Below are 25646 nucleotides of genomic sequence, written 5' to 3' on the forward strand. Positions count from 1 at the left end.
CAGGATGTAAAGTCAGAATGAATTGAAATTTGCTTTTTATTTCTAACGAAAGCCTTTATTTTTGTGAGCCATTTTGGCCTCGTAGTTCAATGGATAGAATAGAAGTTTCCTAAACTTTAGATCCAAGTTCGATTCTTGGCGAGGCTACAACAAAATCAAAAATGTTCTGAAATGCCCTTTCCAAAAAGGGCATTTCTTTTTTGGACCGACCGGATGACGACCATTGAGCCTCTATTGTTACTTCAAGTTTCAGACCTTGTTAATTCTTCTTACCTCTACTCCTAATAAAATTATTTCGGCTGTAGGTAGATCCTTTGCCTGTTGAACAGAAATTATTCAGATAAGGGATCAAATTTGTAATCCCTTTTTTTAGAATTGCTTTACAAGTTCCTAATTGTGATTTTCAAAGGAAAAGATACTTAAGAAATACCTAATCATAATTATAAATAGGAGTCGAGAATTTTATTCAAAAACGAAAGATTTTTGCTTTAAACATTTCTTAAAGTTAAATGTAAATCATACATTTATTCCAGAAATGTTTCCAGAAAAAGTTCTCTGGAAAGGAGATTTATCAGGTACTAAAATTTAGCAAAATGAATCTGAAAAAGCAACTAATCCTGTTTTTGTTAGTTTTAATACACCTGGTGTCCTGCCAGAGCGAAGAGAAAAACCAGAATCTTCGGGAAAAAAAGATCTCCTTCAACGAAAACTGGCAGTTCTATCTGGGCGATTCCCTGGAGATGACTTCCGCCGAAAATGAGTGGAGAACTCTTAACCTGCCTCATGACTGGAGCATCGAAGGAGAATTCAGTCCTGAACATCCTGCAGGGGTTGGAGGCGGTGCACTGCCTGGCGGCCTGGGGTGGTACACGAAGGATTTTGTTGTACCTGCTGAAGATAGTACTCAGGTAACCACCATTCTTTTCGACGGAGTCTACCAGGACAGCGAAGTCTGGATCAACGGAAATTTCCTTGGAAGACGACCAAACGGCTACATCGGATTTGAATATGATCTTTCTCAATACCTTAACTACGGAGGAGAAAATGAACTGCTGGTAAAAGTCAATAATGCCGATCAGCCAAACTCCCGCTGGTATTCCGGTTCCGGAATTTACAGGAATGTCTGGATGACCAAATCTGATAAACTTCATGTCCCCACCTGGGGCACCTTTGTGACTACGCCGCAAGTGAGCAAGGATTCTGCTGTGGTACAAATTGAGACCGCGATAGTCAACAATTATAAGGCTGCCAAAAATGCCATTTTAGAGACCTCTGTTTTTCGCGACGGTCAGGCGGTGAAATCAGTTTCCGAAGAGTTTCAGATTCAGCCGGGAACGAGAAAAGAAATTGCACAGAAGCTGCAGATCATTGATCCTGCGCTATGGTCGGTTGATGATCCACAGCTTTATTCCGCAGTGAGCCGCATTAAATTGGATGGGAAAATCGTGGACGAATACGAGACTACCTTTGGGATAAGAAGCTTCAGGTTTGATCTGGAAAAAGGTTTCCTTCTGAATGACGAGCAGGTTAAAATCAAAGGCGTGAATCTTCACCACGATCTTGGGCCGCTTGGTGCTGCCGTTAATAAACGCGCCATTGAGAGACAACTTGAGATCATGAAGGAGATGGGCGTCAACGGAATCCGTACTGCTCACAATCCCCCGGCTCCCGAGCTTCTGGAGCTAACTGACAAGATGGGCTTTATTGTTATGGCCGAAGCTTTTGACATGTGGGAGCAAAAGAAAACTGAACATGATTACGCCAACCACTGGGATGAGTGGCACGAAAAAGATCTGACAGACATGCTGCTGCGGGACCGTAATCATCCAAGTATCTTTATCTGGAGTATTGGAAATGAAGTGCCCGAACAATGGAGCGAACGCGGTGCCGAAATAGGCAGGGAATTAGTACAAATCGTTAAGGCAGTTGACACCACCCGCCCGGTTACAGCCGGGATGAATCCGCCGATCCACACAGGTGGGGACGATGTGACGCTTCAGTTTGACGAACCTCAACAACCCAATGCCTTGGCAGGTTCGGGAGCCCTGGATTTGATCGGCTATAATTATGCACATCAAACCTATCCAAAGCATCAGGTGAATTTTCCCAACACGCCATTTCTTGCCACGGAAACTACTTCGGCCTTAGCGACAAGGGGATTTTATGAATTTCCTTCAGATACTACCAAGATCTGGCCGGTGCGTTGGGATCTGCCGTTTACCGGTGGAAATCCGGGAAACACTGTTTCAGCATTTGATCAGGTGAGGACTCCTTGGGGCTCCACCCATGAAGCTACCTGGAAAGTCATCAAAAAAAAGGATTTTCTTTCAGGGTTCTACATCTGGACAGGATTTGATTACCTCGGGGAACCTACGCCTTACGGCTGGCCATCGAGAAGCTCTTACTTCGGAATTGTCGACCTCGCCGGTTTCCCCAAGGACAGCTACTACATGTATAAAAGTGAGTGGACAGATGAACCTGTACTGCATCTCCTGCCGCACTGGAATTGGGAAGAAGGACAGATCGTAGACGTTTGGGCGTACTATAACAACGCCGATGAGGTTGAGCTTTTCCTTAACGGCGAATCTATGGGGACTAAATCTAAACAAGGCGATGACCTGCATGTAATGTGGCGCTTTCCTTTCAAAAAAGGCATTTTAAAGGCTGTTTCCAGGAAAGATGGAAAAGTAGTCCTTGAAAAAGAAGTAAAAACTGCCGGAGAGCCGGCAAAGCTCAGTATTCAGCCCGATCGCAGCAGCATAAAAGCCGACGGGCAGGATCTTTCTTTTGTAACTGTAGATATTCTTGATAAGGAAGGAGCGCTCGCACCGCGGGCTAATAACGTTGTCAATTTCCAAGTGAGCGAAGGTGCTGAAATAGTCGGTGTGGCCAGTGGAGATCCTACGAGTCATGAATCTTTCAAAGGAACCTCACACTCAGCGCTCAGCGGAAAAGTTTTGGTGATCATCCGCGCCGGTAAAAAGGCCGGTCCTGTCACTGTAACCGCAACTGCCGATGGTCTTGAACAGGCAAGCACCACCATTAATTTAGAATAGCACATGAATTCCCTCATCCATAAATCAACAAAAATGAAGCACGGCTGGTTTAAAAAGCTGGGACTTTCCTTACTACTTGGAGTTTCTGCGAATATAGGTGCCAATGCACAACTACAGGAAGTGGATATCCTAAACGCTCCGGTAGACGTTTCCAAAGACTTTGTCGACTATAACAACACGTTTTATTTTGCCGATGAGCTGGTGGATTTTGATCCCGCGACCGGGAAGGGAACTGTGAAGTTCCTGCGTCACGACTACCAGACCCGGCAGGCTTTCAACAATATGTTGATGAGGCCGGTTCCTATTGAAGCGAACGAATTTCCCACTACCGAATATGAAGCTTCCCCTGTTTTGCCGTTTCAGCTGCAGTTTGTTTCGGACAGGACGGTGCGGCTAAAAGTAGCTTCGGGCCCTCAGTTCCATAAGCAGGAGGAGTCCTTGATGTTGATCGACGGGGTTGCGCCAAACAATCCGCAGGACTGGAAGTACTCAAAGATCGATGGTGGCCACAGGTACACGAGTGCTCACGGGCGGGTAGATATCATGGTACAGCCGTGGCATGTTAAGCTCTACGATGAGAATGGAAAATTACTGACCAGCACCCTGCACAGCAGCGACGTCACCAATACCTATACTCCTGTCCTGCCTTTTTCATATGTAAGAAGGAACAGCGATTATTCCCGAAGCATGGCAGCGGTTTTAAGCCTTGAGCCGGGAGAGAAGATCTTTGGACTTGGAGAAGCGTTTACACAGTTCAACAAACGCGGCCAGAAAGTGGTGCTTTGGGTGGATGACGCCAACGGTGTACAGAACGAGACCATGTATAAACCAATTCCGTTTTACATGAGTAACCGCGGCTACGGAGTATTTATGCACACTTCTTCCCCAATTACGCTGGATATCGGAAAATATTTTAACGCTGCCAACAACATGATGTTAGGCGACGATGAAGCCGATCTTTTCTTCTTCCTCGGGGAGCCTAAAGATATTCTTGATGAATACACCGACCTTACCGGAAAATCTGAAATGCCGCCGTTGTGGTCCTTCGGATTCTGGATGAGCCGTATCACTTATTTTTCTGAAAAAGAAGGAAGAGAGATTGCGGCAAATCTTCGAAAGTTTAAGATACCAAGTGATGTGATCCACTTTGATACCGGATGGTTTGATGTAGATTGGCGAAACAACTATGAGTTTGCCGAAGATCGATTTGAGGATCCTGTAGATATGATGCAGGATATGAAAAAGGACGGCTTCCATGTTTCTTTATGGCAGCTTCCATATTTCACTCCGAAAAATACCCTTTTTGACGAGATAGTGGATAAGGAACTTGCGGTAAAAGATCGCAAAGGAAATATTCCTTTCGAGGATGCGGTGCTCGATTTTTCCAATCCTGAAACTGTGGAATGGTATCAGGGAAAACTGAAGCATTTATTCGATCAGGGAGTTGGTGTCTTTAAAGTTGATTTTGGAGAGGCTGCTCCGGCTGAAGGATTGTACCATTCAGGCCGTACCGGCTTTTACGAGCACAACCTTTATCCGTTACGATACAACAAAGCGGTTGCTGAATTGACCAAAAAAGAAAAGGGATACTCTCTCATCTGGGCTCGAAGCACCTGGGCCGGAAGTCAGCGGTACCCACTACATTGGGGTGGTGATGCCGCAACTACAAATACTGCAATGTCGGCTACTTTGCGCGGCGGACTTTCCCTCGGGCTTAGCGGTTTCAGTTTCTGGAGCCACGACGTGGGCGGATTTGTTACTGCAGCCCCCGAAGATCTTTATCGACGATGGACTCCCTTCGGAATGCTTTCCTCTCATGTGAGAAGCCACGGAGAGCCACCAACAGAGCCATGGCTATACAACGAGAGCTTCCTGAAAGCCTTCAGAAAAGCCGATAACATGCGCTACGAGCTTATGCCTTACATCTATGCGCAGGCGAAACTGAGTTCAGAACAGGGATTGCCAATGATGCGGGCGCTGTTTGTTGAATTTCCTAACGATCCCGGTTCCTGGTTGATTGATGACCAGTATTTGTTTGGATCAGATATACTGGTGGCGCCGCTATTTGAGGAGATCACCGAAAGAGACGTATACCTGCCGGAAGGAAAATGGATAGATTATCAAACCGGAAAAGTTTATGAAAAGGGTTGGCATAAGATAAAATCAGGAGACATTCCTATTGTTGTGCTGGTTAAAGACGGTACTGTGATTCCACATATTAAACTGGCGCAGTCGACTCAGGCGATGGACTGGAAAAATCTAAATCTGAAGGTATATGCAGCCGATGGAACAAATGCTGCTTCAGGAAAAATTTACCTTCCGAAGGGAAATAAAGTAGAAACAATAAAGGTGTCAAAAAGGGCAAATTCGTTTGAGATTTCAGATAATCCGCTTGCCGGACAAACAACTTTAAAAATAGATTCGAGAAAATAAAAATCAAAAATCAGGTTCCGGAATATGACTCAAAAATGGCATTTTTGGAACCTCTTCAGAATGAAAGAAAAATGAACAGGAAAATCACATTAATTCCGGCTTTGCTCTTATCAGTGTTAAGCTTCGGGCAGCAAAATAAAATTCAGGAGCTCAGCTCTCCCGAAGGAAAGAATAAGATCGTATTTCAGCTTGAGAATGAAAGGCCGAAATATTCAGTTTCACACGGTGCCACCGAAGTGATTACTCCTTCAGAAATGGGCTTCGTTTTTAAGAACAACGACTCTCTCAACAAGAATTTTAAGGTAACCAATGTTGTTCGTAACACTGTAGACAACACCTGGGAGCAGGTTTGGGGCGAGAAGCAAAAGATCAGGAACAACTATAATGAGCTGGTTGTTGACCTTCAGGAGAAAAAAGGAAAAAAAAGAAAGCTGCAAATTCAATTCAGGGCATACGATGACGGAGTTGCCTTTAGGTACGTTTTTCCGAAGCAGGGAATCAAAGACAGCATCTTTATCATGGACGAGCTCACCACTTTCGATTTGAAACATGACGGCAAAGCCTGGTGGATCCCTGCTTATCACGAACAACGCTACGAGAACCTCTATGAAGCTTCTCCGGTAAGTACGCTGGACACGGTTCATACGCCGCTTACTATCGAGAGCGACAGCGGCCTTGCCCTCAGTTTTCATGAAGCTAATCTCACCGATTTTGCAAGTACAACTTTATATCCTGTTTCCGGAACTAAATTGAAGACAGATTTGGTACCATGGTCAGACGGTGTGAAGGTGAGAACAGTAGACTCTTTTACCACTCCCTGGAGAACGATTCAAATAGCCGAAGAGCCTAAAGATCTTATTACTTCTTATCTCATCCTCAACCTGAACGAACCGAACAAGATCGAGGACACGAGCTGGATTGAGCCGTATAAATACATCGGGATCTGGTGGGGAATGCACATTGGAAAATACACTTTTTGGGAAGGTCCAAATCATGGAGCGTCTACCAAAAATGCCAAGGAACACATAGATTACGCGAAGCAGCTGGGAATTGACAACCTGCTTATCGAAGGCTGGAATAAAGGCTGGACGCCGGAGTGGTACCAAAACCACATGCACATGTTTGATTTCACTACTTCTACAGATGATTTTGATCTTGAGGAAGTAACTGAATACGGAGCCAAAAATGGCGTTAGGATCGTTGGATACCACGAAACCGGTTCTAACATTGACAACTATTTGAAACAGGTTGACAGCGCCTTTGCCCTTTACAACAAGGTGGGCGTGCGCAGCGTGAAGATTGGTCACGTAGGTTCCATGCTCAACATGAAGGAGTGGCATCACGGGCAATTTGGGGTAAATTATTTCAGGTATATCCTCAAGAAAGCAGCCGATTACAAGCTTACAGTTTATTTCCACGAACCTATCAAAGACACGGGCGAACGCCGCACATATCCAAACATGATGGCTCGCGAAGGTGGCCGCGGTATTGAGTACAACGCCTGGAGCGAAGGAAATCCACCGGGTCATACCGCGATCCTTCCCTTTACCCGGTTCCTCGCAGGACCTATGGATTTCACTGCCGGAATCCTGGATGTGGAAAATAAACAGGGTTACCCCGGAAGAAGAGTACATTCCACTTCCTCGAAACAGCTGGCCTTACTGGTGGTTGTTTATTCTCCGGTACAGATGTTGGCCGATCTGCCCGAAAACTACGTAGGCAAGCCTGAATTTAAGTTCCTGAAAGATGTGCCGGTGAACTGGCAGGACACCCAAGTACTCAATGGTTCAATAGGCGAATTCGTTACTATTGTTCGCAAGGACATAGATAGCGATGACTGGTACCTCGGAAGCCTTACCAATGAAGAAGCCCGTGATCTTGAGATCGAGCTTGACTTCCTTGATGCCGGAGCTACTTATGAAGCTCAGATCTATGCTGATGCTGAAGGAACCGGATATAAAACTAATTCAACAGAAGTAGAAATTTCGACAAAGGAGGTAACCTCTGAAGATAAGCTTACCCTGAAGTTAGGAGAAAGCGGAGGGACTGCCATTAGATTTAAAAAGCTCTAACTAAAATTGGCTGAAGTTGTTCAACTGAAATAAGTGAAATGAAGAAGTTCTGTTTTACCATCCTACTTGCTTTGACTGTGGCTCCCCTATGGGCACAACAGGCAGTGGAACATCCCTTTCAAAATCCGCAGTTGGATCCGGAAGAGCGAATAGATAATCTTTTGTCGCTCATGACGCTGGATGAAAAGGTGATTGCGCTGAGCACAAATCCGTCAGTGCCGCGCCTCGGAGTCAAGGGCACAGGGCATGTAGAAGGGCTGCACGGACTCGCGCTTGGTGGTCCTGCCGGCTGGGAAGGAAGAAACCGGGAAGTGCAGGTAACTACCACTTTTCCGCAGGCTTACGGACTGGGAGAGACCTGGGACAGGGAACTTATACAAAAGGTCGCTGCTGCCGAAGGTCTTGAGACACGCTTTGCATTTCAAAAATACAACCACGGCGGACTCGTAGTGAGGGCGCCAAACGCCGATCTTGCAAGGGATCCACGTTGGGGCCGTACCGAAGAAAGCTATGGGGAAGACGCATTTTTGGCAGGTGAATTAACCGTGGCTTTTGTCAAAGGTCTACAGGGAGATCATCCAAAATACTGGCAGACCGCTTCTCTTATGAAGCACTTCCTTGCCAATTCAAATGAAGATGGCCGTACCTACACCTCGTCAGATTTTGATGACCGGTTGTGGAGAGAGTATTACGCCTTACCCTTCAAAAAAGGCATTTTGGAAGGTGGTTCTAAGGCCTATATGGCGGCCTATAACAAAGTGAATGGAATCCCGGCAATGGTTCACCCAATGATCAAGGAGATCACTGTTGAAGAATGGGGGCAAAACGGGATCATTTGTACAGATGGTGGCGCCTTCAAGCTCCTACTTTCAGATCATAAATATTATCCGGACAAGTACAAAGGAGCAGCTGCGACCATTAAGGCTGGCATTAATCAGTTTCTCGATGAATACACCGAAGCTGTTTATGGTGCCCTGGCGCAGGGATATTTAACCGAAGGCGATCTTGATGAGGTGCTCCGCGGAAATTACCGGGTGATGATCAATCTCGGGATGCTCGATCCTGCGGAGGACAATCCTTACGCTCAAATCGGAAAAAAGGAAGATGCTGAAGAACCCTGGAATTCTGAAGCCCATAAAGAGCTCGCTCTTGAAGCTACCCGAAAATCTATCGTACTGCTGAAAAATGATCCAAAGCAGCAACTTTTACCGCTTAAGAAGAAGAAGCTTGAGAAGATTGCGGTCATTGGTCCGCGGACTGATGAGGTGCTTCTCGACTGGTACAGCGGTACTCCGCCGTACCGTGTGACTCCGCTGGAAGGCATCAGAAATAAAGTGGGAGAAAACGTGGAAATTCTAATAGCCAAAAACAATGCCGATGGAAAAGCGGCCCGAATTGCAAAAGAGGCAGATGTTGCCATTGTGCTGGTAGGGAATCATCCTGTTTGCGACGCCGGCTGGGCAGACTGTCCCGTTCCAAGTGAAGGAAAGGAATCTGTCGATCGTCAAAGCCTTAGTCTTGAAACCGAAGATTTGATCAAGCTGGTTCATCAGGCGAATCCGAAGACTGTGGTGGTGCTGATCAGCAGTTTTCCCTATGCTATTAACTGGACGCAGAAATATGTTCCGGCAATTGTGCATATGACGCAGAATAGTCAGGAGCTTGGGAATGGGCTGGCAGATGTGCTTTTCGGAGATTATAATCCGGCCGGAAGGCTTACCCAAACCTGGGTGAAGGACATTACCGATCTGCCGGATTTGATGGACTACAACATCAGGAATGGCCGCACTTATATGTATTTCAAAGCGAAACCGCTGTACGCTTTCGGGCATGGCCTGAGCTATTCGAACTTCGATTACAAAAATCTGAAGATCGACAGGCAAAATCTGAGCAAAGATGGGATTGCGACAATAAAAGTAGACGTAAAAAACACCGGATCACGCGACGGCGAAGAAGTCGTGCAACTTTACGTAAAACATCTAAATTCTTCCGTAGAAAGGCCAATTAAAGAACTCAAAGGCTTTAAGCGAGTGGAAATAAAAGCGGGAGAAACTAAAACAGTTGAAATTCCGCTGAAGGCTTCTGATCTTGAATACTGGAATCCCGAAACTTCAGAATGGACTCTTGAGAAAGGGGCTGTTGAAATCCAGGTTGGAGGAGCTTCAGACCAAATATATTTAACTAAAAAATTACCTATTCAAAAATAAGATTTACATGAAAAATAGATTTATTCCGTTACTGGGCATTTTCAGCATATTCAGTTTTACAGCCTGTAATAACGCCGTTCAGGACGAGATGGCCGTTGCAGAAACGACTCCCGAAAAAGCCATTTTTGAAGGGCAACCTTTGAGCATGGAATACGAAGACGAGATCACCAAATTGATCTCGCAGATGACCCTTGAAGAAAAGGCCGGAATGCTGCATGGAACCAGTATGTTTGCAACCTCAGGCGTGCCAAGACTGGGAATTCCAGAACTGACAATGGCCGATGGGCCTCTTGGAATTCGCGAAGAAATTTCCCGCGACTCCTGGGCTCCTGCAGGCTGGACCAATGACTTTGCTACCTATCTTCCTGCAGGGGCAGGACTTTCGGCTACCTGGAATCCGCAGCTGGCATATACCTTTGGAAACGTAATTGGCGCAGAGGCACGTGACAGGAATAAAGATGTTTTGCTAGCACCTGCTTTCAATATTATCAGGACTCCGCTAGGTGGCCGTACGTATGAATACTTCTCTGAAGATCCATTTTTGAATACCCAAATTACTGTTCCTTACATCGTGGGAGTTCAGGAAAATGACGTGGCAGCCTGTATCAAGCACTATGCTGTAAACAATCAGGAAACCAATCGCGGGACGGTAGATGTTCAAATGGATGAGCGAACTCTAAGAGAAATTTACCTTCCGGCTTTTGAAGCTGCGATCACAGACGCGCATGCCTACAGTGTAATGGGAGCTTACAACAGGTTCCGCGGAGATTATCTCAACGAGAATGAATATATGCTTCAGAATGTCCTGAGAGACCAGTGGGGCTTTAAGGGAATAGTAATATCGGACTGGGCTGCAATTCACAGTACTGTAAAGGCTTTAAAAGCCGGAGCAGATGTGGAGATGGGAACGCCCCGGCCTTTTAATGAGTTCTATTTTGCCGATCCTCTTATAGCAGCAGTAAAAGCCGGCGAACTTTCAGAAGAAGAGGTGGACAAGCACGTAAGGCGGGTGCTAAGGTTGATGTACAACATCAAGAGCATTGATTCTACCGGCCGTGCAAAAGGTGCCCGAAATACCGAGCAGCACTTAAAAGATGCGTACGATATTGCTTCAGAATCTATTGTACTCCTCAAAAATGACAAAAAAATGCTGCCTTTAGATCTTGAAGGGATCTCAAGTATAGCAGTGATAGGTGATAACGCTACAAAGAAGAATGCTTTGGGCGGTTTTGGAGCCGGAGTAAAAACAAAACTGGAGGTGACTCCGCTGGAAGGTCTTCAGAACAGGTTACCTGAATCCATTCAGATAAACCATGCACAGGGTTACCTGGAGCGCTACTCTAAGACCGATAAAGCTAAATATGGTGATATTACCTTAAATGGGCCTGTAACTATTGATGAACTTGATCCACAATTGTTAGAAGAGGCTGTAAATGCTGCAAAGAATTCTGATGTTGCTATTATTTTTGCCGGTTCTAATCGCGATTACGAGACTGAAGCTTCAGACCGTGCCAATCTTGACCTCCCATTTGGGCAGGAAGAATTGATCAATAAAGTAATGGAGGCTAATCCCAATACCATTGTGGTGATGATCGCAGGTGCTCCTTTTGATATTGAAAATGTTGATCAAAGAGCGTCTACTTTAGTGTGGAGCTGGTTTAATGGCTCTGAAGGTGGAAATGCTTTGGCAGATGTGCTCCTTGGTAAAGTGAATCCTTCCGGAAAACTTCCATGGACCATGCCTAAAAATCTTGAAGATTCTCCTGCGCATGCAACCAAAAGTTTCCCCGGAGGCGATGTAGCCACTTACGACGAGGGAATCCTTGTTGGGTACAAATGGTTTGACACTAAGAATATAGAACCGCTGTATCCTTTCGGGTACGGACTTTCTTACACCGATTTTGAGCTGTCAAATGCAAAAGTAGACAAGACGGAAGCCTATGCTAATGCCGAAACCATTAGAGTTTCTGTAGATGTTGAAAATACCGGAAAGCTTGATGGGAAAGAGGTAGTGCAGCTTTATGTTTCAAAAGAAGATTCAGAAGTAGAGCGTGCCGCTCAGGAGCTGAAGGGCTTCATAAAAGCTTTAGTGCCGGCCGGAGGATCAAAGACCGTTACCATAGAAATTCCTGTAAAAGATCTTGCTTACTACAGCAACGAAAATAGTGACTGGGTAGTTGAGCCGGGAACTTATACCTTAAGAATCGGAAATTCTTCGAGAAACATCTCAGAAGAAGTGATTGTTAACATCAAATAATTATGAAATACACCGGATTGTTGTACCTGCTCCTGTCGGCATTTTTTCTCACCTCCTGTGGGAGCAGGGAACAGGCCGCTGTGGCAGAATCGGAACCGCGGTACGTGGCCGATTGGGATTCTCTTGCTAAATACGACGAAGCTGCCGATTGGTTTAAGGATGCCAAGTTCGGGATCTATGCCCATTGGGGAGTGCTTTCTGTTCCGGCTTACGCCAACGACTGGTTTCCGCGGAACATGCACGTGGAGGGGACCAGTGAATATGAACATCACGTAAAAACATACGGACCACATTCCGAATTTGGTTATCATGATTACGTGCCTATGTTCAAAGCCGAAGAATTTGATGCTGATGCCTGGGCCGAACTCTGGAAAAAGGCAGGAGCAAAATTTGGTGGAATTGTAGCCATCCATCATGACGGCTGGTCTAACTGGGACAGTGAGATTAATCCGTGGAACTCTGTTGATATGGGTCCGAACAGAGATATCGTAGGAGAGCTTGAAAAGGCAATAAAGATGAGGGATATGAAATTTGTCACCACTTTTCATAAAGCCCGGAATCTGCAGATCTTTCAGCAGGACTCGACCAAATGGCTGGACGACACTTCATACTTCCCATACAATCCAAAGCTGCCGACTTCTTCTGAAGATTCCTTGCTGTCAATCATGTATGGCAATATTCCGAAGGAGCAATTTTATAGGAACTGGCTGGGAGAGCTAAAAGAAGTCATAGATAACTACAGCCCCGATCTCATCTACTTCGACGGAAAACTTAATAAGTTACCTGACTCTTTAAAAAGGCAATTCGTAGCTTATTATTTAAACCATGCCGACGCCAAAAACAAAGAAGTAGTCATCACTCATAAAGAAGGGGAATTGCCGAAGTCTGTGAGTCTCGAAGACCTTGAAAAGGGCAGGATGAAAGACAAGACCGAAGAATACTGGCTTACCGATGAAACTGTTTCTGTTGGCAGCTGGAGTTACACCAAGGACCTCGGACTTAAAACGGCAGATGAGATTATTGACTTACTGGCTGATATTGTGAGTAAAAACGGAGCTTTGATGCTCAATGTATCTCCTAAAGCCAACGGAGTAATTCCGCAGAACCAGCAGGAAATTTTGCTTGAGATCGGGGATTGGCTGGAGCGAAATGGAGAGGCGATCTATGGCACCCGCACGTGGGAAGTATTTGGCGAAGGTCCGACGAAACAGGAGCGATCAGGGATGTTTTTAGATAAGCTCATTTATACAGCAGAAGATGTGCGATACACCAAAAAAGGTGATAATATTTATGCAATTTTCCTGGGCTGGCCGGGAGACGGCAAAAAGGTGAAGTTAAATTCATTTTCTAAAGAAGTGTTGGGAGAGAAGTTGCCGAAGATAAAATCTGTTTCAGTTTTGGGAGAGCAGGGAACACTCGATTATGAGCTAAATGATGCCGGCCTTCATTTCACTACTCCTCAACAGAAAGTAGATGAGAAGGCGTTTGTTGTGAAGATAGAGACGCAGAATCTTTGATCTGAACAAGGTTAAAAGAAGAACTGATTTTTACCCTTTCTGGAAGGTATACTGTTGACTTTGCTCTGAGATTTTAAAGCTGATAATTAATTTCTGAAATATGCTTAAGAAAAACCTTTTTTCAAAGATCATGTTCATCCTGATGCTGTTGTTTATTGTGAACATGACGGCTCAGAATGCTGAAGTGGTACTTACTCCTGCAGCATCGGCTAAGGAAGTCGGGATGAATCCTGAAAGGCTTGAGAAGATTGACAAGATGATCCTCAAAGCAATCGAGAAAGGTCAGATCCCGGGAGCGGTGGCATTAATTGCCAAAGAGGGTAAGATCGTCTACCATAAAAGCTTCGGAAAGGCCAATGCTCAGGGGGGAGATTTGGAAAAGGATGATATCTTCAGGATTGCTTCTCAAACCAAGGCGATTACTTCCACAGCAGTGATGATGCTGTGGGAAGAAGGTCATTTTCAGCTGGACGACCCGGTTTCAAAATTTATTCCTGAATTTAAAGAACCTGTAGTGCTTGAGACCTTCAATGAAAGAGATTCTTCTTACACCACCAAACCTGCAGGAAAGGAGATCACCATCAGGCAACTTCTTACCCACACTTCGGGTCTGGGATACGGAGTAATCGATTCAGATGACAGGATCCGGAAAATTTACAACAAAGCCGGAATTGTGGATCTTTACACCACAAAGGACGTCAGCATTGGTGATAATGTGAAGAAGCTGGCCAAATTGCCTCTAAAGTCAGTTCCTGGGGAAGCATGGCATTACAGTGAGGGAATTGATGTGCTGGGTTATCTTGTTGAAGTAGTTTCAGGCCAGCCATTTGATGAGTTTCTTCAGGAAAGGATCTTTGATCCCCTGGAAATGGAGGATACTCAGTTTTACCTTTCAGCAGAGGATGAGGACAGGCTGGTGGCCGTCCAGCATAAAGAGGACGGAAAATGGCAAAATTTCCCAGTCACTTTTTATGATCCCGACTATCCGAAAAAGGGAGCTAAAAGATTTCTTTCCGGTGGTGCAGGGCTTACCAGTACAGCAAAAGACTATGCGAAGTTTCTTCAAATGTACCTCAATGGTGGCAGCTACAACGGAAAACAGATCTTAAGTCCCACAACAGTTCATCTCATCCTGAAAAACCATTCCGGAGACCTCATGGGGGATTCTGATACCGACCATGGATTAGCTTTTGGAGTGGTGAACGAAGCGGGTGCCCGCAAGGGTGGTCTGGGCAGCGAAGGAACCTTTGATTGGGGTGGCTATTTCAATACCCAGTACTTCGCCGATCCTGAGGAAAATGTAATTGGAATTCTATTGAAACAGACGCAGGGGGATACCGGAGATGAAACCGGATGGAAATTCCGGCAAATGGTGATGGCAAGTGTTATCGAGTAGATTCTCCTGTTAGGGTTTTATTTAATCTGGCTAATAGTTCGACATACCTCTTTCCTTGCAGCCAGCCAGATTTACAAAGAATTCCGCACAGTACCCAATAATAAGATCTAAGAGAAACGACTATAAAGCTTTTATTTATTCTACAAAAACAAATAATTACAGTTCTTTAGTAAGTTCAATAGAAAATGAAAAGAAATATTTATCTAATCCTCCTACTGCTAATGTCTACTGTAGAAGCATTTTCAAATATTAGCCTGCCTGCAATTTTTTCTGATAATATGGTGTTACAGCGCAATGCTGAAGTCAGGATCTGGGGCTGGGCGAAACCCGGCGAAGTAGTAAAAATTACGACCAGCTGGAATAAGGACGCACTTCAAACAAGGGTTGGCAACAATGGAAGCTGGGAAATTCTCCTGCCTACACCCAACCTTCGGGAACCACAGGAGCTGACTATAACAGGTTATAACACTGTAGTGCTAAAAAATGTACTTCTGGGAGAGGTTTGGCTGGTAAGCGGGCAGTCGAATATGGAGTGGACTGCGGCTGCAGGAATTGATAACGCAGAAGAAGCTATAGCCGGGGCAGAAAATCCTCAAATCAGGTTTTTCAGTGTTCACCATAGAACTGCAGAATTCCCACAGCAGGATCTTGACGGGCAATGGATCGCGAGTAGTCCGGAATCTATGAAGCACTTTAGTGCAGTTGCCTATTTCTTCGGAAAAAAACTTCACGAAGAACTTGATGTTCCTATAGGACTTATTAATGCCAGCTGGGGAGGTACTCCGGCTGAAGTGTGGATACCTGCTGAAGTTATTGAGAAGGATGAGGAACTTTTAAGAGCAGCAAAAATGTTACCCGATGTTGAATGGGGTCCGCGGGAACCGGGTCTGCTTTTTAATTCCATGATCAACCCTATTACACTTTTTGAAATAGCAGGAGTGCTTTGGTACCAGGGAGAGTCAAACACTGATAATGCCGACTATTACGAACATATGTTTTCAGCACTCATAGATTCCTGGCGCCAAAAATGGAATTCTAAATTGCCTTTCTATTATGCCCAGATTGCACCCTATGATTACGGAGATAACTTCGCCGGTGTCAAAGTAAGAGACGCGCAACGCAGGGTGCTAAAAATGCCAAAAACCGGCATGGTCATGACCAGCGACATTGGAGACATAGAAGATATCCATCCCCGGAATAAAAAAGATGTGGGTTTACGGTTCGCGAATCTGGCCCTAAACGAAATCTACGGAAAGAAAACAGCTGCCTATTTTCCTCTTTTTGAAAAGGCAGAGAAAAAGAAAGATAGATTGCGAATCTACTTTGCAAATGCTGAACAATTAAAAATTGATAAGGAAAATCCAGTATCTCAATTTGAAGTAGCCGGTGAAAATGGAGAGTTTCAACTGGTAAAGATGAAAATTAAGAAAGATCACGTTGAACTTGATATAAGTAAGATCGAAGAACCGACACAAGTGCGCTACTCCTGGCGTAATGCTGCAAGTTCAAACCTCTTCAATGAAGCAGGTCTCCCGGCTTCTAGCTTTCTGGAAGAGATCAATGAAAACAGGTAATGTGCTTTAAAGAGAAAGAATTAAGAAAGCCCTTCAAAAATGACACTTTTGAAGGGCTTTCTTTTGAACAATAATTCTTTTTTATTCCTCTCCCAGCATAAAAGAAGTTTTTAATGTCTCCATGGAATTTCCACCGACAAAAATCTCAAACTCACCGGGTTCAACTACAAATTCGCCCTGGTTGTTATAAAATCCGAGCTCATCTTCACTCAAGGTGAAATTCACTGTTCTTTTTTCCCCTTTTTGAAGGTCTACCAGTTCAAAACCTTTAAGTTCCTTAACAGGTCTTACAGTGCTGCCGTAAAGATCTCTGATATAAAGCTGAACAACTTCTTTTCCGGCATAATTTCCTGTGTTGGTAACATCTACAGAAACCTGTACATCCTCTCCCATGTCGTATTGGTTTTTGGTGAGCTTAAGATTATCATACTTAAAAGTAGTATAACTTAGTCCATACCCAAAAGGATAAAGCGGCGTGTTCTCCACGTCCATATAATGTGACCAGAAAACCATTTCATCTCCCGGTTGTGGATCTACAGGTCGCCCGGTGTTTTGCTGATTGTAATAGATGGGAGTTTGACCACTGTTTCGTGGAAAGGTCATAGGTAATTTTCCGCTTGGGTTGTAGTCTCCGTAGAGCACCTGCGCCACGGCATTTCCGGTTTGGGTTCCCAGTTGCCAGGCTTCTACGATAGCCGGAATATTTTCTGCAGCCCAGTCTATGGCGAGAGGACGACCGTTGTTAAGAACAAGCACTACATTTTTGTTGGCAGCGTAAACTTCTTCAAGAAGTTCCTGTTGAACCCCGGGAAGATCAAGATCTGTACGGCTTCTACCTTCCCCGCTCTGGAAACCGTGCTCACCCAATACCATAACCACCACATCGGCATTTTTTGCAGCTTGAACGGCTGTAGGGAATCCGCTTTTGTCGGTAGTATTAAACTTCAGCTCATTGATGAAGGTCTCCCTACCCACTACCAGAGGAGCACCCTGTTCAAAGGTCAGTTTATTGCCTTTGTATTTCTGCATTCCTTCAAGAACCGAAACAGCTGTGTTATCATCTGAAGCTATTCTCCAGCTCCCCAGCGGACTGTTCTTATCATCTGCCAAATCTCCTATCAAAGCAATTTTCTGTCCCTGTTTCTTTAGCGGAAGCAGGTTTCCTTCATTCTTTAGAAGAACAATAGATTTTTTAGCCATATCCAGCACAGCCTCGTGATGTGCAGGATTGCCTACCACTTCTTTTTCTCTTTGTGCATCGAGATATTTGTAGGGATCATCCATTAAACCTAACTCATATTTCACCCGAAGAATCCTTCTTACGGCATCATCAACATGCTTTTCATCCAGTTTTCCTTCCTCCACAAGGCCCACAATCTCATTCACATAAGAATAAGCTTCCATATCCATGTCTACGCCGGCTTCCACAGCTTTTTTGGCAGCCGCTTTTTCGTCCTTTACGAACCCGTGAGTGACCATTTCTTCAATAGACGCATAATCTGAAATAACAAATCCGTCGAAGTTCCAATTTCCTTTCAGGATGTCCCGTAATAAGAATTCATTTCCTGTCACAGGAATTTCGTCCAGAGTATTAAAGCCGGTCATAAAAGTTCTTACTCCGGCTTCTTCAGCAGCTTTAAAAGGAGGTAAAACAATGTTGTATAGCGTGGAATTCCCAATGTCTGCTTTGTTGTATTCGCGACCTGCTTCAGCAAAACCATAACCGGCAAAGTGCTTGGCGGTGGCAGCAATAGTAAGAGGATCGGAAAGATCATCTCCCTGAAAACCTTTTACTCTGGCAGCTGCAATTTTGCTTCCCAGGTAAGGATCTTCTCCTCCGCCTTCCATGACGCGGCCCCATCTTGCATCTCTGGATACATCAACCATTGGCGCAAAGGTCCAGTTGATTCCTGAAGCAGCGGCTTCCGCAGCTCCGACTTCAGCCGACCTTCTTATGGCCTCCAGATCCCAACTCGCAGCCTCGGCCAGTGGAATTGGTGCTAATGTTTTATATCCGTGAATCACATCAAAACCTATGATTAGAGGAATTCCGAGACGGGATTCATTCACTACCAGTTCCTGCACTGCCCTAACCTGATCTATACCTCGAACTGTCAACATGGAACCGACCCGGCCATTTCTCAAATGTTCATATTTTAAAGCAGCATCGCCACCCTGAGGCGCCGGCCCGGTGACTTCCCAAAACCCGTTGTACTGGTTCATTTGCCCGGCCTTTTCTTCAAGGGTCATGATACTCAGCAGCGAGTCTATCTTTGCTTCTATGCTGTCATTAGAAGATGGAGAGGAATTCATTTGTCGGTTTTGTTTTGCTGAAAATCCGCTGAGGCACATCAGGGTACCTAAAAGCAGAAAATATTTACTGATTCTTTTCATTTTATTACTATTTCTAAATCTAATTCTGAAATGCTTCAGGGTTTACAATTTCGTTATATTTTTTTATAAGTTGAAGAGTAGATTCATCCTGGGCAAACACGGTATTGAGACCCTGTGGTTCTTGTGGAGGATCTCCCGTAAAATCATCTCCCTTTTCCCACTTTCCACGCTTCTGGTCAGTTTTTGCAAAGCCTCCAAAGCCCCAGAAATTTGCACCTGCCAAATGTCCTTTTTCTTCGTAGCTCTCTCTAATTTTCAGAAAAAGTGCCTCATAGAACTCATCTCTGTTCTCTACTGAAGAGCTTAGTGCCAGACTTTCCTTTTCCCTTGGAAAACCAAATTCGGAAAGAACAATCGGCTTATTCAGTTTTTGAGCTACTTCCACATGTTCACTAATATACTCATATGCATTATCAATAGAAACCTGCAGACTTCCTTTTTCATCTTCTATATCATACCATCCCCAGTTCTTTGGCCACATGTGCGCAGTCAAATAATCGATCTTCGGATTGGAGTGAAGGGATTCATATTCCTGAAGATCCTGCAAATAGCTTGCTTTTCCTTCGGCCCCTGTTGAGACAAGAGTATTTGGATCCAGTTCATCCAGTAATTCAACTACTTCTTTTAGCCAGTCCCTGAATGGCTCCCTATCCTCTTCAGTAAAGATCCGCGGCTCGTTTGCCACCTGCCAGGACATGATGGTAGTGTCATCTGTGTATTTTACTCCTGTATATTGATTGGTTCGACCAATAATGAATCTTATGTGGTCCTGAAAAGCTTCACGACATGGTGTACAGGTATGGAACTGTTGTGTGTATTCAAAATATTCCGGCCAGGTGTATTTTTCCAGGAATGGATTGGCAACTTCGCCGTAATCGTTCCATTCCAGGTAAGCCGACATTCCGCCAGACCAGATCCAGTTGTTGTTAAGGTAAAGCACAGCATACATGTCCCTTTTGGCCATCTCGGCTAAAAGAAAATCGAGCCCGGCCAGCAGGTCGTCGTTATACTCCCCCTGTTGTGGTTGAAGTGCAGGTTTCACCTGGAAATCCTGAGTACCACCTTCGGCACCCACTAATATTCTCAGGTTATCAATTCCTTTACTCTTCATGAGATCCAACTCTTTTATAAGGCGTTCTCTATCTCCAATATTACTGGCAGCTATAAGAGGTCCATACCAGTAATTCGCACCCACAAAATAGTAGGGTTCATTGCCTTTGTAAAAGATCCCGTCTTTAACTGTTATGGGAGCAGGTCTGTTTTTTACATTTTTGAGACTGCTACAGGAGGCAAGGATCATTGTCGATGCCAAAGCCAGAAAAATTATTTTTTTCATGATCTATTGTGTTAGCACCATACATGCACGGGAATTATGATAGGGGCATTTCCACATCCCCAGTTTATCTTCCTGTTTGTAAGGCAAATTATTTTCATTTATTCTGAAGAACCACTCTCCGTTCTCGTGGTCAATCATATTTTTCCGGGTGAATTTCCAGATGTCCAACATCACTTTTCTGAATTTCTCCTCTCCGGAAATCTGGTAAGCATATTGAAGCCCGACCATTGCTTCAGCTTGTTGCCACCAGTGACGATCTGTATCCACTTCTCCTGAATCCAGGTCTTTTTCATTGATCACCCCTTTACCGGGAATATAGCCTTCCTCTATGAAAGTTTTGGCCACCGGTACAGCAATTGCTTTGGTTCTATCGATGAGGTCTTGATTTCCTGAAGCTTTTGCCGCTTCGATCATGAGCCAGATAGTTTCAATGTCATGACCATAGGAAACTAAATTTCCCTCGCGATTCCATTCATTGTCAAAAAATAACTGAAAATGTTGAATTTTTGGGTTGTAAAATTTCTCCAGGAAAAGTTCGGTTAGGTTTTCCAGCGCTGCTTTGACCTTTTCAGATTTTGACACCTTGTATAGGGTAGTGTAAGCTTCCAGAATATGTAGATGGGTATTCATGGTCTTGGCGGAATTCTTATCCTTTTCGCTCAGCCGCATATCTTCTATAGGCGACCAGTCTTCCTGAAAAGCCTCCAAATAACCATTAAATTCCCACTCCCTGGCATATTTCTCGATCAGTTCGAACAGCTCAAGTGCCCATTCAAGAGCCTCTTTTTCTTCGGAAAGCAAGTAATATTCTGAAAGGGAATAGATCGTAAAAGCCTGGGCATAGATCTGTTTCCTTCTGTTGATGACATTTCCTCTAAAATCCACTTCCCAGAATACCCCTCCAAAAATGTCATCTTTAAATGCCTTTTTTAGATACTGGTAGGCACGATCGGCTAATGATCCAAGTTCACCCGATCTTTCCTTTTTATGGTTAGCAACTGCGGAAAAAGTCCATAGGAGCCGGGTATTGAGGATAATTCCTTTTGAAGCTTCCAGAATTTCTCTATTGTAATAATCTCTCTGCCCCACAAAACCTCCGTTTGCTTCATCAATGCTGAAGTTCTTCCAGTAACCGATAATATTCTCGAGTTCTGCTGATAGTTCACTCCTGAATTGTGTGGCTGCATCTGTCATTACATCACTTCTTTATTCCTGTTCACCAAATTTACAATTGAATTTACCGATGCTCTTGAGGTAAGGCCATCTTCGGGTGTATTCTTTACATAATCCAGCAATTTTTCCACAGTGGAAAATGCTACATGACAGCGGGTATCTGAAGATGCGTAGTAGATAAACACCTTGCCGTCATTATCCCTTATCCAGCCATTCCCGAACAATACGTTTGGAACATCCCCGACGGTTTCTTCGTAATTGGGTGCCATAAAATAGCCGGCCGGTTGGTGAATGACCTTTGAAATGTCATTGAGATCTGTCATGAAAAGGTAAAGCGTATAGCGCAGGCCACCGGCTGTATTTCTTACCCCGTGAGCGAGGTGAAGCCAGCCTTCTTCGGTTTTAATGGGAGCAGGGCCAAGACCGTTTTTCAGTTCGTACACTGTATGATAGACCTTGTGGTTGATGATCTTTTCATCTTCCAGAACAGGGTTTGTAATATCTGTGATATACCCCAGTCCAATTCCGCCGCCTTTGCCTACCTCAATAAATCCGTCCTGCGGGCGCGTATAAAGAGCGTATTTTCCATTCACAAACTCAGGATGCATCACCACGTTTCGCTGCTGGCCTGAATTGGAGATCAGGTCCGGTAACCTTTCCCACTTTAGAAGATCTTTTGTTCTAACAATTCCTGCATTGGCAACTGCTGCACTGGTATCGGGATTGGATTTATCCTTGCGTTCTGTACAAAAGACTCCATAGATCCATCCGTCTTCATGTTGGGTGAGTCTCATGTCGTAAACATTAGTATCCGGCTCTTCGGTCTGCGGTAGTTCCAGAGGTTTATCCCAAAATTCAAAATTGTCCACTCCGTTTGGACTTTCGGCCATTGCAAAGAAAGATTTGCGATCGTTCCCTTCCACCCTCACTGCCAGCACATATTTGCCTTTCCACTTAATTGCCCCCGGGTTAAAAGTGGCATTTACGCCAATTCTTTCAAGCCCCAGCGGATTAGTTTCAGCATTGAAGTCGTAACGCCAGTGTAGAGGAGCGTGGGCTGCTGTAACTACCGCATTTTTGTAACGCTGTACAATTTCGTTTGAATCTTCAACTGGTTTGTTCGGTGTTTTTATCAACTCTTTATGAGCTTTTGTAAGCTGTTCGTATTGAGAAATTTTACCCATTATTTTTCTTTTTTTATTAAAAGCCTGTGGCAGGCAATTTTATTTCAGGTTAACCCCTGCTTCCTTTTTAATGTGGTCCCACCAGTTCTTTTTCAGAATGATCACACATATCACAAGTACAACAATGGAAATTATGACAGAAACATTCTCATGTAAAATGAGGTAAAGCGGAATGAGCACTAAAAGAGTTTGTGCTATTACCCCTATCATCACATTGAACATATCCCGTGAGAAATTTTTATTTCTGCTTACTTCCGGATCTTCCTCCTTCACCATTTTGAGAATAGGCTTCCAAAAGCCCCAGGGACGGGTTTTTTTGTAGAAAACCTTCAGTATACGCTCATCGGTAGGAGGAGCGGTATAGGTGCCAGCGATGCTTCCGGCGAGGGAGATCAACAGGATCACAGGGAAATAATAAAGATCCAGGGTATCGGTGATCATTGGGAATATCAATGCAGGAATAATTCCGGAGAGCATTCCCCAGAAATAACCTTCTCCATTAAAGCGCCACCAGTACCATTTTAGGGTATTAGAGATAACATAACTTCCATAAAGGGCAGACACGATCCATTGAAGAATGGAATTGACATCAAGCACAAAAAATCCGAGAATGATGCTGATAAGGACCACGATCATGCCACTCCCGTAGTTCATTCTCTTCACCTGTTTATGAGAGGCATCGGGTTTGTTCTTTAAATAGATATCGTTGACCAGGTAAGCCTGTGCGGCATTAAGGGTTCCGGCAAAGGTGGACATAAAAGCTGCCAAAAGTCCGGCGAGCAATAGACCTAGCAGACCTACTGGAACAAACTCACCAATTGCTGCCGGCAGGATCTTTTCAAAGTCTAAAATTCCGGCAGTTTCCAGTCTTAGATCATCATAAAAGATTATTGCCAAAACTGAGAAGCCTCCGACCATCAAGTACCTGGTAGGCATTAAAGCCGCGATAGCAAAAGAGCTCATCTTGGCTGCCTCCAGAGGGCTGCGGGTGGAAAGTATTTTTTGCATATCGTAATTTGGTGCAGGTCCCGCTATACTGGCCAGTATCCCTTTAAAGACCATCAGCATAAAAAATAACCCAAAGAGGGAGTATTGGTCGGATGCTATTTTTTGATTGACCTCTTCTATGATCCCCGTCCAGTCAATATCGAGCTGCCAACCAAAGAGAGGATCCATCCAGCCATCTGGGACGGTTAGAGTATTTTCTCCCATCGCCTGCCAGGCAATGACCGCTATGGCAATAGAAGAAACGGTCATTATGGAGTACTGAAGGAGATCTGTCCACACAATTCCGGACATACCTCCAAGAACGGAGTAGAAGACCGCAAACATGGTGAAAACCACTCCATAAAAGTGAGGAATGTATTCTGCCGGAACATTAAAGGGAACGTAACCTGAGACCATTTCCCAGGGAATAAAGATCTCTACAAATTTCCCCAGGCCTATAAAGCCGTAAGCCAGAAATCCAAGGCAGCTTAAAATGGCAAAAATAACGATGATGCTGTGAGACCTGTTTCCGCCCTGGCCCTTTCCGAATCTGAAGTGTATCCATTCGGCACCTGTGGTTACCTGTGACCGCCGAAGCCAGGTAGCAAGAAATACCATAAGGAATACCTGGTTGAACACCGGCCATAGCCATGGGATCCAAATACTTTTAAGTCCGTAGACGAAGGTGAGTGTCACCAGCCACATGGTTCCCGAAATGTCGAACATTCCGGAGGCATTGGAAAGACCGAGCATATACCAGGGCAGGTCTTTTCCTCCTAAGAGATAATCATCCTTACTTTTTTGAGCTTTCTTTCGCAAGGCCAGCCCTATAAGGATTGTACCTATGAGGTAAGCTAAAATAATTGCAATATCTAATCCTTGTAACATACGGAGCTTCTCTTAATTGGTGATATCTTCCACTTCATCGAGGAAGAGGATCTCCTCCAGCTTTGCAAATTCTTTAAAATCTTCTTCAGATATTTCCCCGGGATAGGTAGCAAAATAATGGGAAGGTCGGGCATTTCTCCACAGTAGCACCCATGCAGCTCCCGAATCCTTTAATCCTGGATAAAAAGTTTTTGTCCACCAGTTTGGATCTTCCCCGAAATTGGTGTTTCCGGTTTCAGTAAGAGCAAAAGGTTTATCGGCCATATTTGCCTTTTTACGCACTATTTCCAGGTTGCTTTTTATGTTTTTGCTGAAAGCTTCATTGCCACCGTAGTTGTAGATGTCTACTCCGAGAATGTCAACAAACTCGTCCCCGGGATAATATTTTTGGAACTCTTCTTCACTACCAACAATATTGGGAGAATAGGCATACAACAGGCTATGCACGTTATTCTGCTTTAGCAACTGCTGGGTTTCTTTCCAAAGCTGCTTATAATCTTCGGGAGAAACATTGTTGCCGCCCCACCAGAACCAGGAGCCATTCATTTCGTGGTATGGTCTAAAAACCACCGGAATAACCCTTCCTTTTTTATCTTTTAGAGAGTTTAAGAAGGAGGATAACCTTTGAACCCAAAGCTCATATTTTTCGCGTTCAGCTCCGCCTTCAAGAATTGCGGGAACCGCCGGAGTTTGATCCCAGGAGCTGCCGTTAGAAACAGGATTATCCAAATGCCAGCTCATAGTAATAATAGCTCCCTTGTCATATAATTTTTGAATATGATCCCTCATGAGATCAAAAGAAACAGTATCCAGATTGTGGGATTTTCCAAGTTCAATATGCCCAATGTCATAGCCATGGACTGCGGGAAGCTCACCGGCTACAAATTTTATATCACTTCGCAACCTATTTGGTTTTTCCTCATGTTTCCAGCCGATACCGTAGGCGGTCGCGTCCTGATGACCAAAAGCAATTCCTTCTTTTGATATTTTCTGAATGTTGTGGTACAACAATTTGGTAGAATTTGTTGCCTCTGCATCTGAGACCTTGATATTGTTAAAATCTATACCTGAAGTTGATTTACAGCCTATCAATTGAATTGCAACCGTGAAAATTAAAAGCTTCTGTACAAAATGTATTATGCTGGGTGTAGTTTTCATGCTTCTGTTTGACA

The 25646-nt window shown here is 44.4% G+C and carries 14 protein-coding genes and 1 tRNA gene; 9 read left to right on the forward strand and 6 right to left on the reverse strand.

Annotation, left to right across the window (positions count from 1 at the left end; genetic code table 11):
* Positions 1-75 precede the first annotated feature (75 nt).
* From VR862_RS07390 to VR862_RS07430, 9 genes are all read left to right on the forward strand, one after another.
* A tRNA-Arg gene (locus tag VR862_RS07390) sits at positions 76-147 on the forward strand.
* Positions 148-593: 446 nt separating this feature from the next.
* Positions 594-3056 carry a beta-galactosidase GalB gene (galB, locus tag VR862_RS07395; protein WP_324720314.1) on the forward strand — a complete coding sequence of 821 codons (2463 nt, stop codon included), beginning with the start codon at positions 594-596 and terminating at the stop codon, positions 3054-3056.
* Between the two features lie 33 nt (positions 3057-3089).
* A complete protein-coding gene (locus VR862_RS07400) occupies positions 3090-5489 on the forward strand; it encodes a glycoside hydrolase family 31 protein (RefSeq protein WP_324720315.1) in 2400 nt (799 codons plus the stop codon).
* 35 nt (positions 5490-5524) lie between these two features.
* Entirely contained in the window at positions 5525-7561 is a 2037-nt protein-coding gene (locus tag VR862_RS07405) for a glycoside hydrolase family 97 protein (RefSeq protein WP_324720316.1), read from the forward strand.
* Positions 7562-7599: 38 nt separating this feature from the next.
* The gene (locus VR862_RS07410; RefSeq protein WP_324720317.1) at positions 7600-9768 is read left to right on the forward strand and encodes a glycoside hydrolase family 3 C-terminal domain-containing protein; all 2169 of its coding nucleotides are present in this window, start codon (positions 7600-7602) and stop codon (positions 9766-9768) included.
* Positions 9769-9775: 7 nt separating this feature from the next.
* Complete coding sequence (locus tag VR862_RS07415; protein WP_324720318.1) at positions 9776-12025, forward strand: glycoside hydrolase family 3 C-terminal domain-containing protein; 2250 nt, start codon at positions 9776-9778, stop codon at positions 12023-12025.
* A 2-nt stretch (positions 12026-12027) separates the two neighbouring features.
* Complete coding sequence (locus tag VR862_RS07420) at positions 12028-13542, forward strand: alpha-L-fucosidase (RefSeq protein ID WP_324720319.1); 1515 nt, start codon at positions 12028-12030, stop codon at positions 13540-13542.
* Between the two features lie 100 nt (positions 13543-13642).
* The gene (locus VR862_RS07425) at positions 13643-14938 is read left to right on the forward strand and encodes a serine hydrolase domain-containing protein (RefSeq protein WP_324720320.1); all 1296 of its coding nucleotides are present in this window, start codon (positions 13643-13645) and stop codon (positions 14936-14938) included.
* A gap of 185 nt (positions 14939-15123) precedes the next feature.
* Positions 15124-16512, forward strand: a complete 1389-nt coding sequence (locus tag VR862_RS07430) for a sialate O-acetylesterase (protein ID WP_324720321.1) — start codon at positions 15124-15126, stop codon at positions 16510-16512.
* A gap of 81 nt (positions 16513-16593) precedes the next feature.
* Here VR862_RS07430 and bglX read toward each other — a convergent pair whose 3' ends face one another.
* The 6 genes from bglX to VR862_RS07460 are packed head-to-tail and all read right to left on the reverse strand — an operon-like array spanning position 16594 to position 25632.
* A complete protein-coding gene (bglX, locus tag VR862_RS07435) occupies positions 16594-18906 on the reverse strand; it encodes a beta-glucosidase BglX (protein ID WP_324720322.1) in 2313 nt (770 codons plus the stop codon).
* A gap of 19 nt (positions 18907-18925) precedes the next feature.
* Positions 18926-20242: a glycoside hydrolase 5 family protein gene (locus VR862_RS07440; RefSeq protein ID WP_324720323.1), complete on the reverse strand. Its 1317-nt coding sequence runs from the start codon at positions 20240-20242 to the stop codon at positions 18926-18928.
* 3 nt (positions 20243-20245) lie between these two features.
* On the reverse strand, positions 20246-21436 hold the full coding sequence (locus tag VR862_RS07445) for an AGE family epimerase/isomerase (RefSeq protein ID WP_324720324.1): 1191 nt from the start codon (positions 21434-21436) through the stop codon (positions 20246-20248).
* Positions 21436-22599 (reverse strand): glycoside hydrolase family 130 protein, encoded by a 1164-nt coding sequence (locus VR862_RS07450; protein ID WP_324720325.1) that lies wholly within the window; start codon positions 22597-22599, stop codon positions 21436-21438. The genes VR862_RS07445 and VR862_RS07450 overlap by 1 nt, the downstream gene beginning before the upstream one ends.
* 39 nt (positions 22600-22638) lie before the next feature.
* Positions 22639-24474 (reverse strand): sodium:solute symporter family protein, encoded by a 1836-nt coding sequence (locus VR862_RS07455; RefSeq protein ID WP_324720326.1) that lies wholly within the window; start codon positions 24472-24474, stop codon positions 22639-22641.
* A 12-nt stretch (positions 24475-24486) separates the two neighbouring features.
* Positions 24487-25632: a glycoside hydrolase family 26 protein gene (locus VR862_RS07460; RefSeq protein WP_324720327.1), complete on the reverse strand. Its 1146-nt coding sequence runs from the start codon at positions 25630-25632 to the stop codon at positions 24487-24489.
* Between the last annotated feature and the right edge of the window lie 14 nt (positions 25633-25646).

It is taken from the genome of Salinimicrobium aquimaris (genome assembly GCF_035607535.1).
In the GTDB taxonomy this organism is placed as follows: domain Bacteria; phylum Bacteroidota; class Bacteroidia; order Flavobacteriales; family Flavobacteriaceae; genus Salinimicrobium.

Bases quoted from the DNA above. Each gene is read 5' to 3' on its own strand.
- galB (WP_324720314.1), top strand. From the start codon at position 594: ATGAATCTGAAAAAGCAACTAATCCTGTTTTTGTTAGTTTTAATACAC.
- VR862_RS07400 (WP_324720315.1), top strand. From the start codon at position 3,090: ATGAAGCACGGCTGGTTTAAAAAGCTGGGACTTTCCTTACTACTTGGA.
- VR862_RS07405 (WP_324720316.1), top strand. From the start codon at position 5,525: ATGGCATTTTTGGAACCTCTTCAGAATGAAAGAAAAATGAACAGGAAA.
- VR862_RS07410 (WP_324720317.1), top strand. From the start codon at position 7,600: ATGAAGAAGTTCTGTTTTACCATCCTACTTGCTTTGACTGTGGCTCCC.
- VR862_RS07415 (WP_324720318.1), top strand. From the start codon at position 9,776: ATGAAAAATAGATTTATTCCGTTACTGGGCATTTTCAGCATATTCAGT.
- VR862_RS07420 (WP_324720319.1), top strand. From the start codon at position 12,028: ATGAAATACACCGGATTGTTGTACCTGCTCCTGTCGGCATTTTTTCTC.
- VR862_RS07425 (WP_324720320.1), top strand. From the start codon at position 13,643: ATGCTTAAGAAAAACCTTTTTTCAAAGATCATGTTCATCCTGATGCTG.
- VR862_RS07430 (WP_324720321.1), top strand. From the start codon at position 15,124: ATGAAAAGAAATATTTATCTAATCCTCCTACTGCTAATGTCTACTGTA.
- bglX (WP_324720322.1), bottom strand. From the start codon at position 18,906: ATGAAAAGAATCAGTAAATATTTTCTGCTTTTAGGTACCCTGATGTGC.
- VR862_RS07440 (WP_324720323.1), bottom strand. From the start codon at position 20,242: ATGAAAAAAATAATTTTTCTGGCTTTGGCATCGACAATGATCCTTGCC.
- VR862_RS07445 (WP_324720324.1), bottom strand. From the start codon at position 21,436: ATGACAGATGCAGCCACACAATTCAGGAGTGAACTATCAGCAGAACTC.
- VR862_RS07450 (WP_324720325.1), bottom strand. From the start codon at position 22,599: ATGGGTAAAATTTCTCAATACGAACAGCTTACAAAAGCTCATAAAGAG.
- VR862_RS07455 (WP_324720326.1), bottom strand. From the start codon at position 24,474: ATGTTACAAGGATTAGATATTGCAATTATTTTAGCTTACCTCATAGGT.
- VR862_RS07460 (WP_324720327.1), bottom strand. From the start codon at position 25,632: ATGAAAACTACACCCAGCATAATACATTTTGTACAGAAGCTTTTAATT.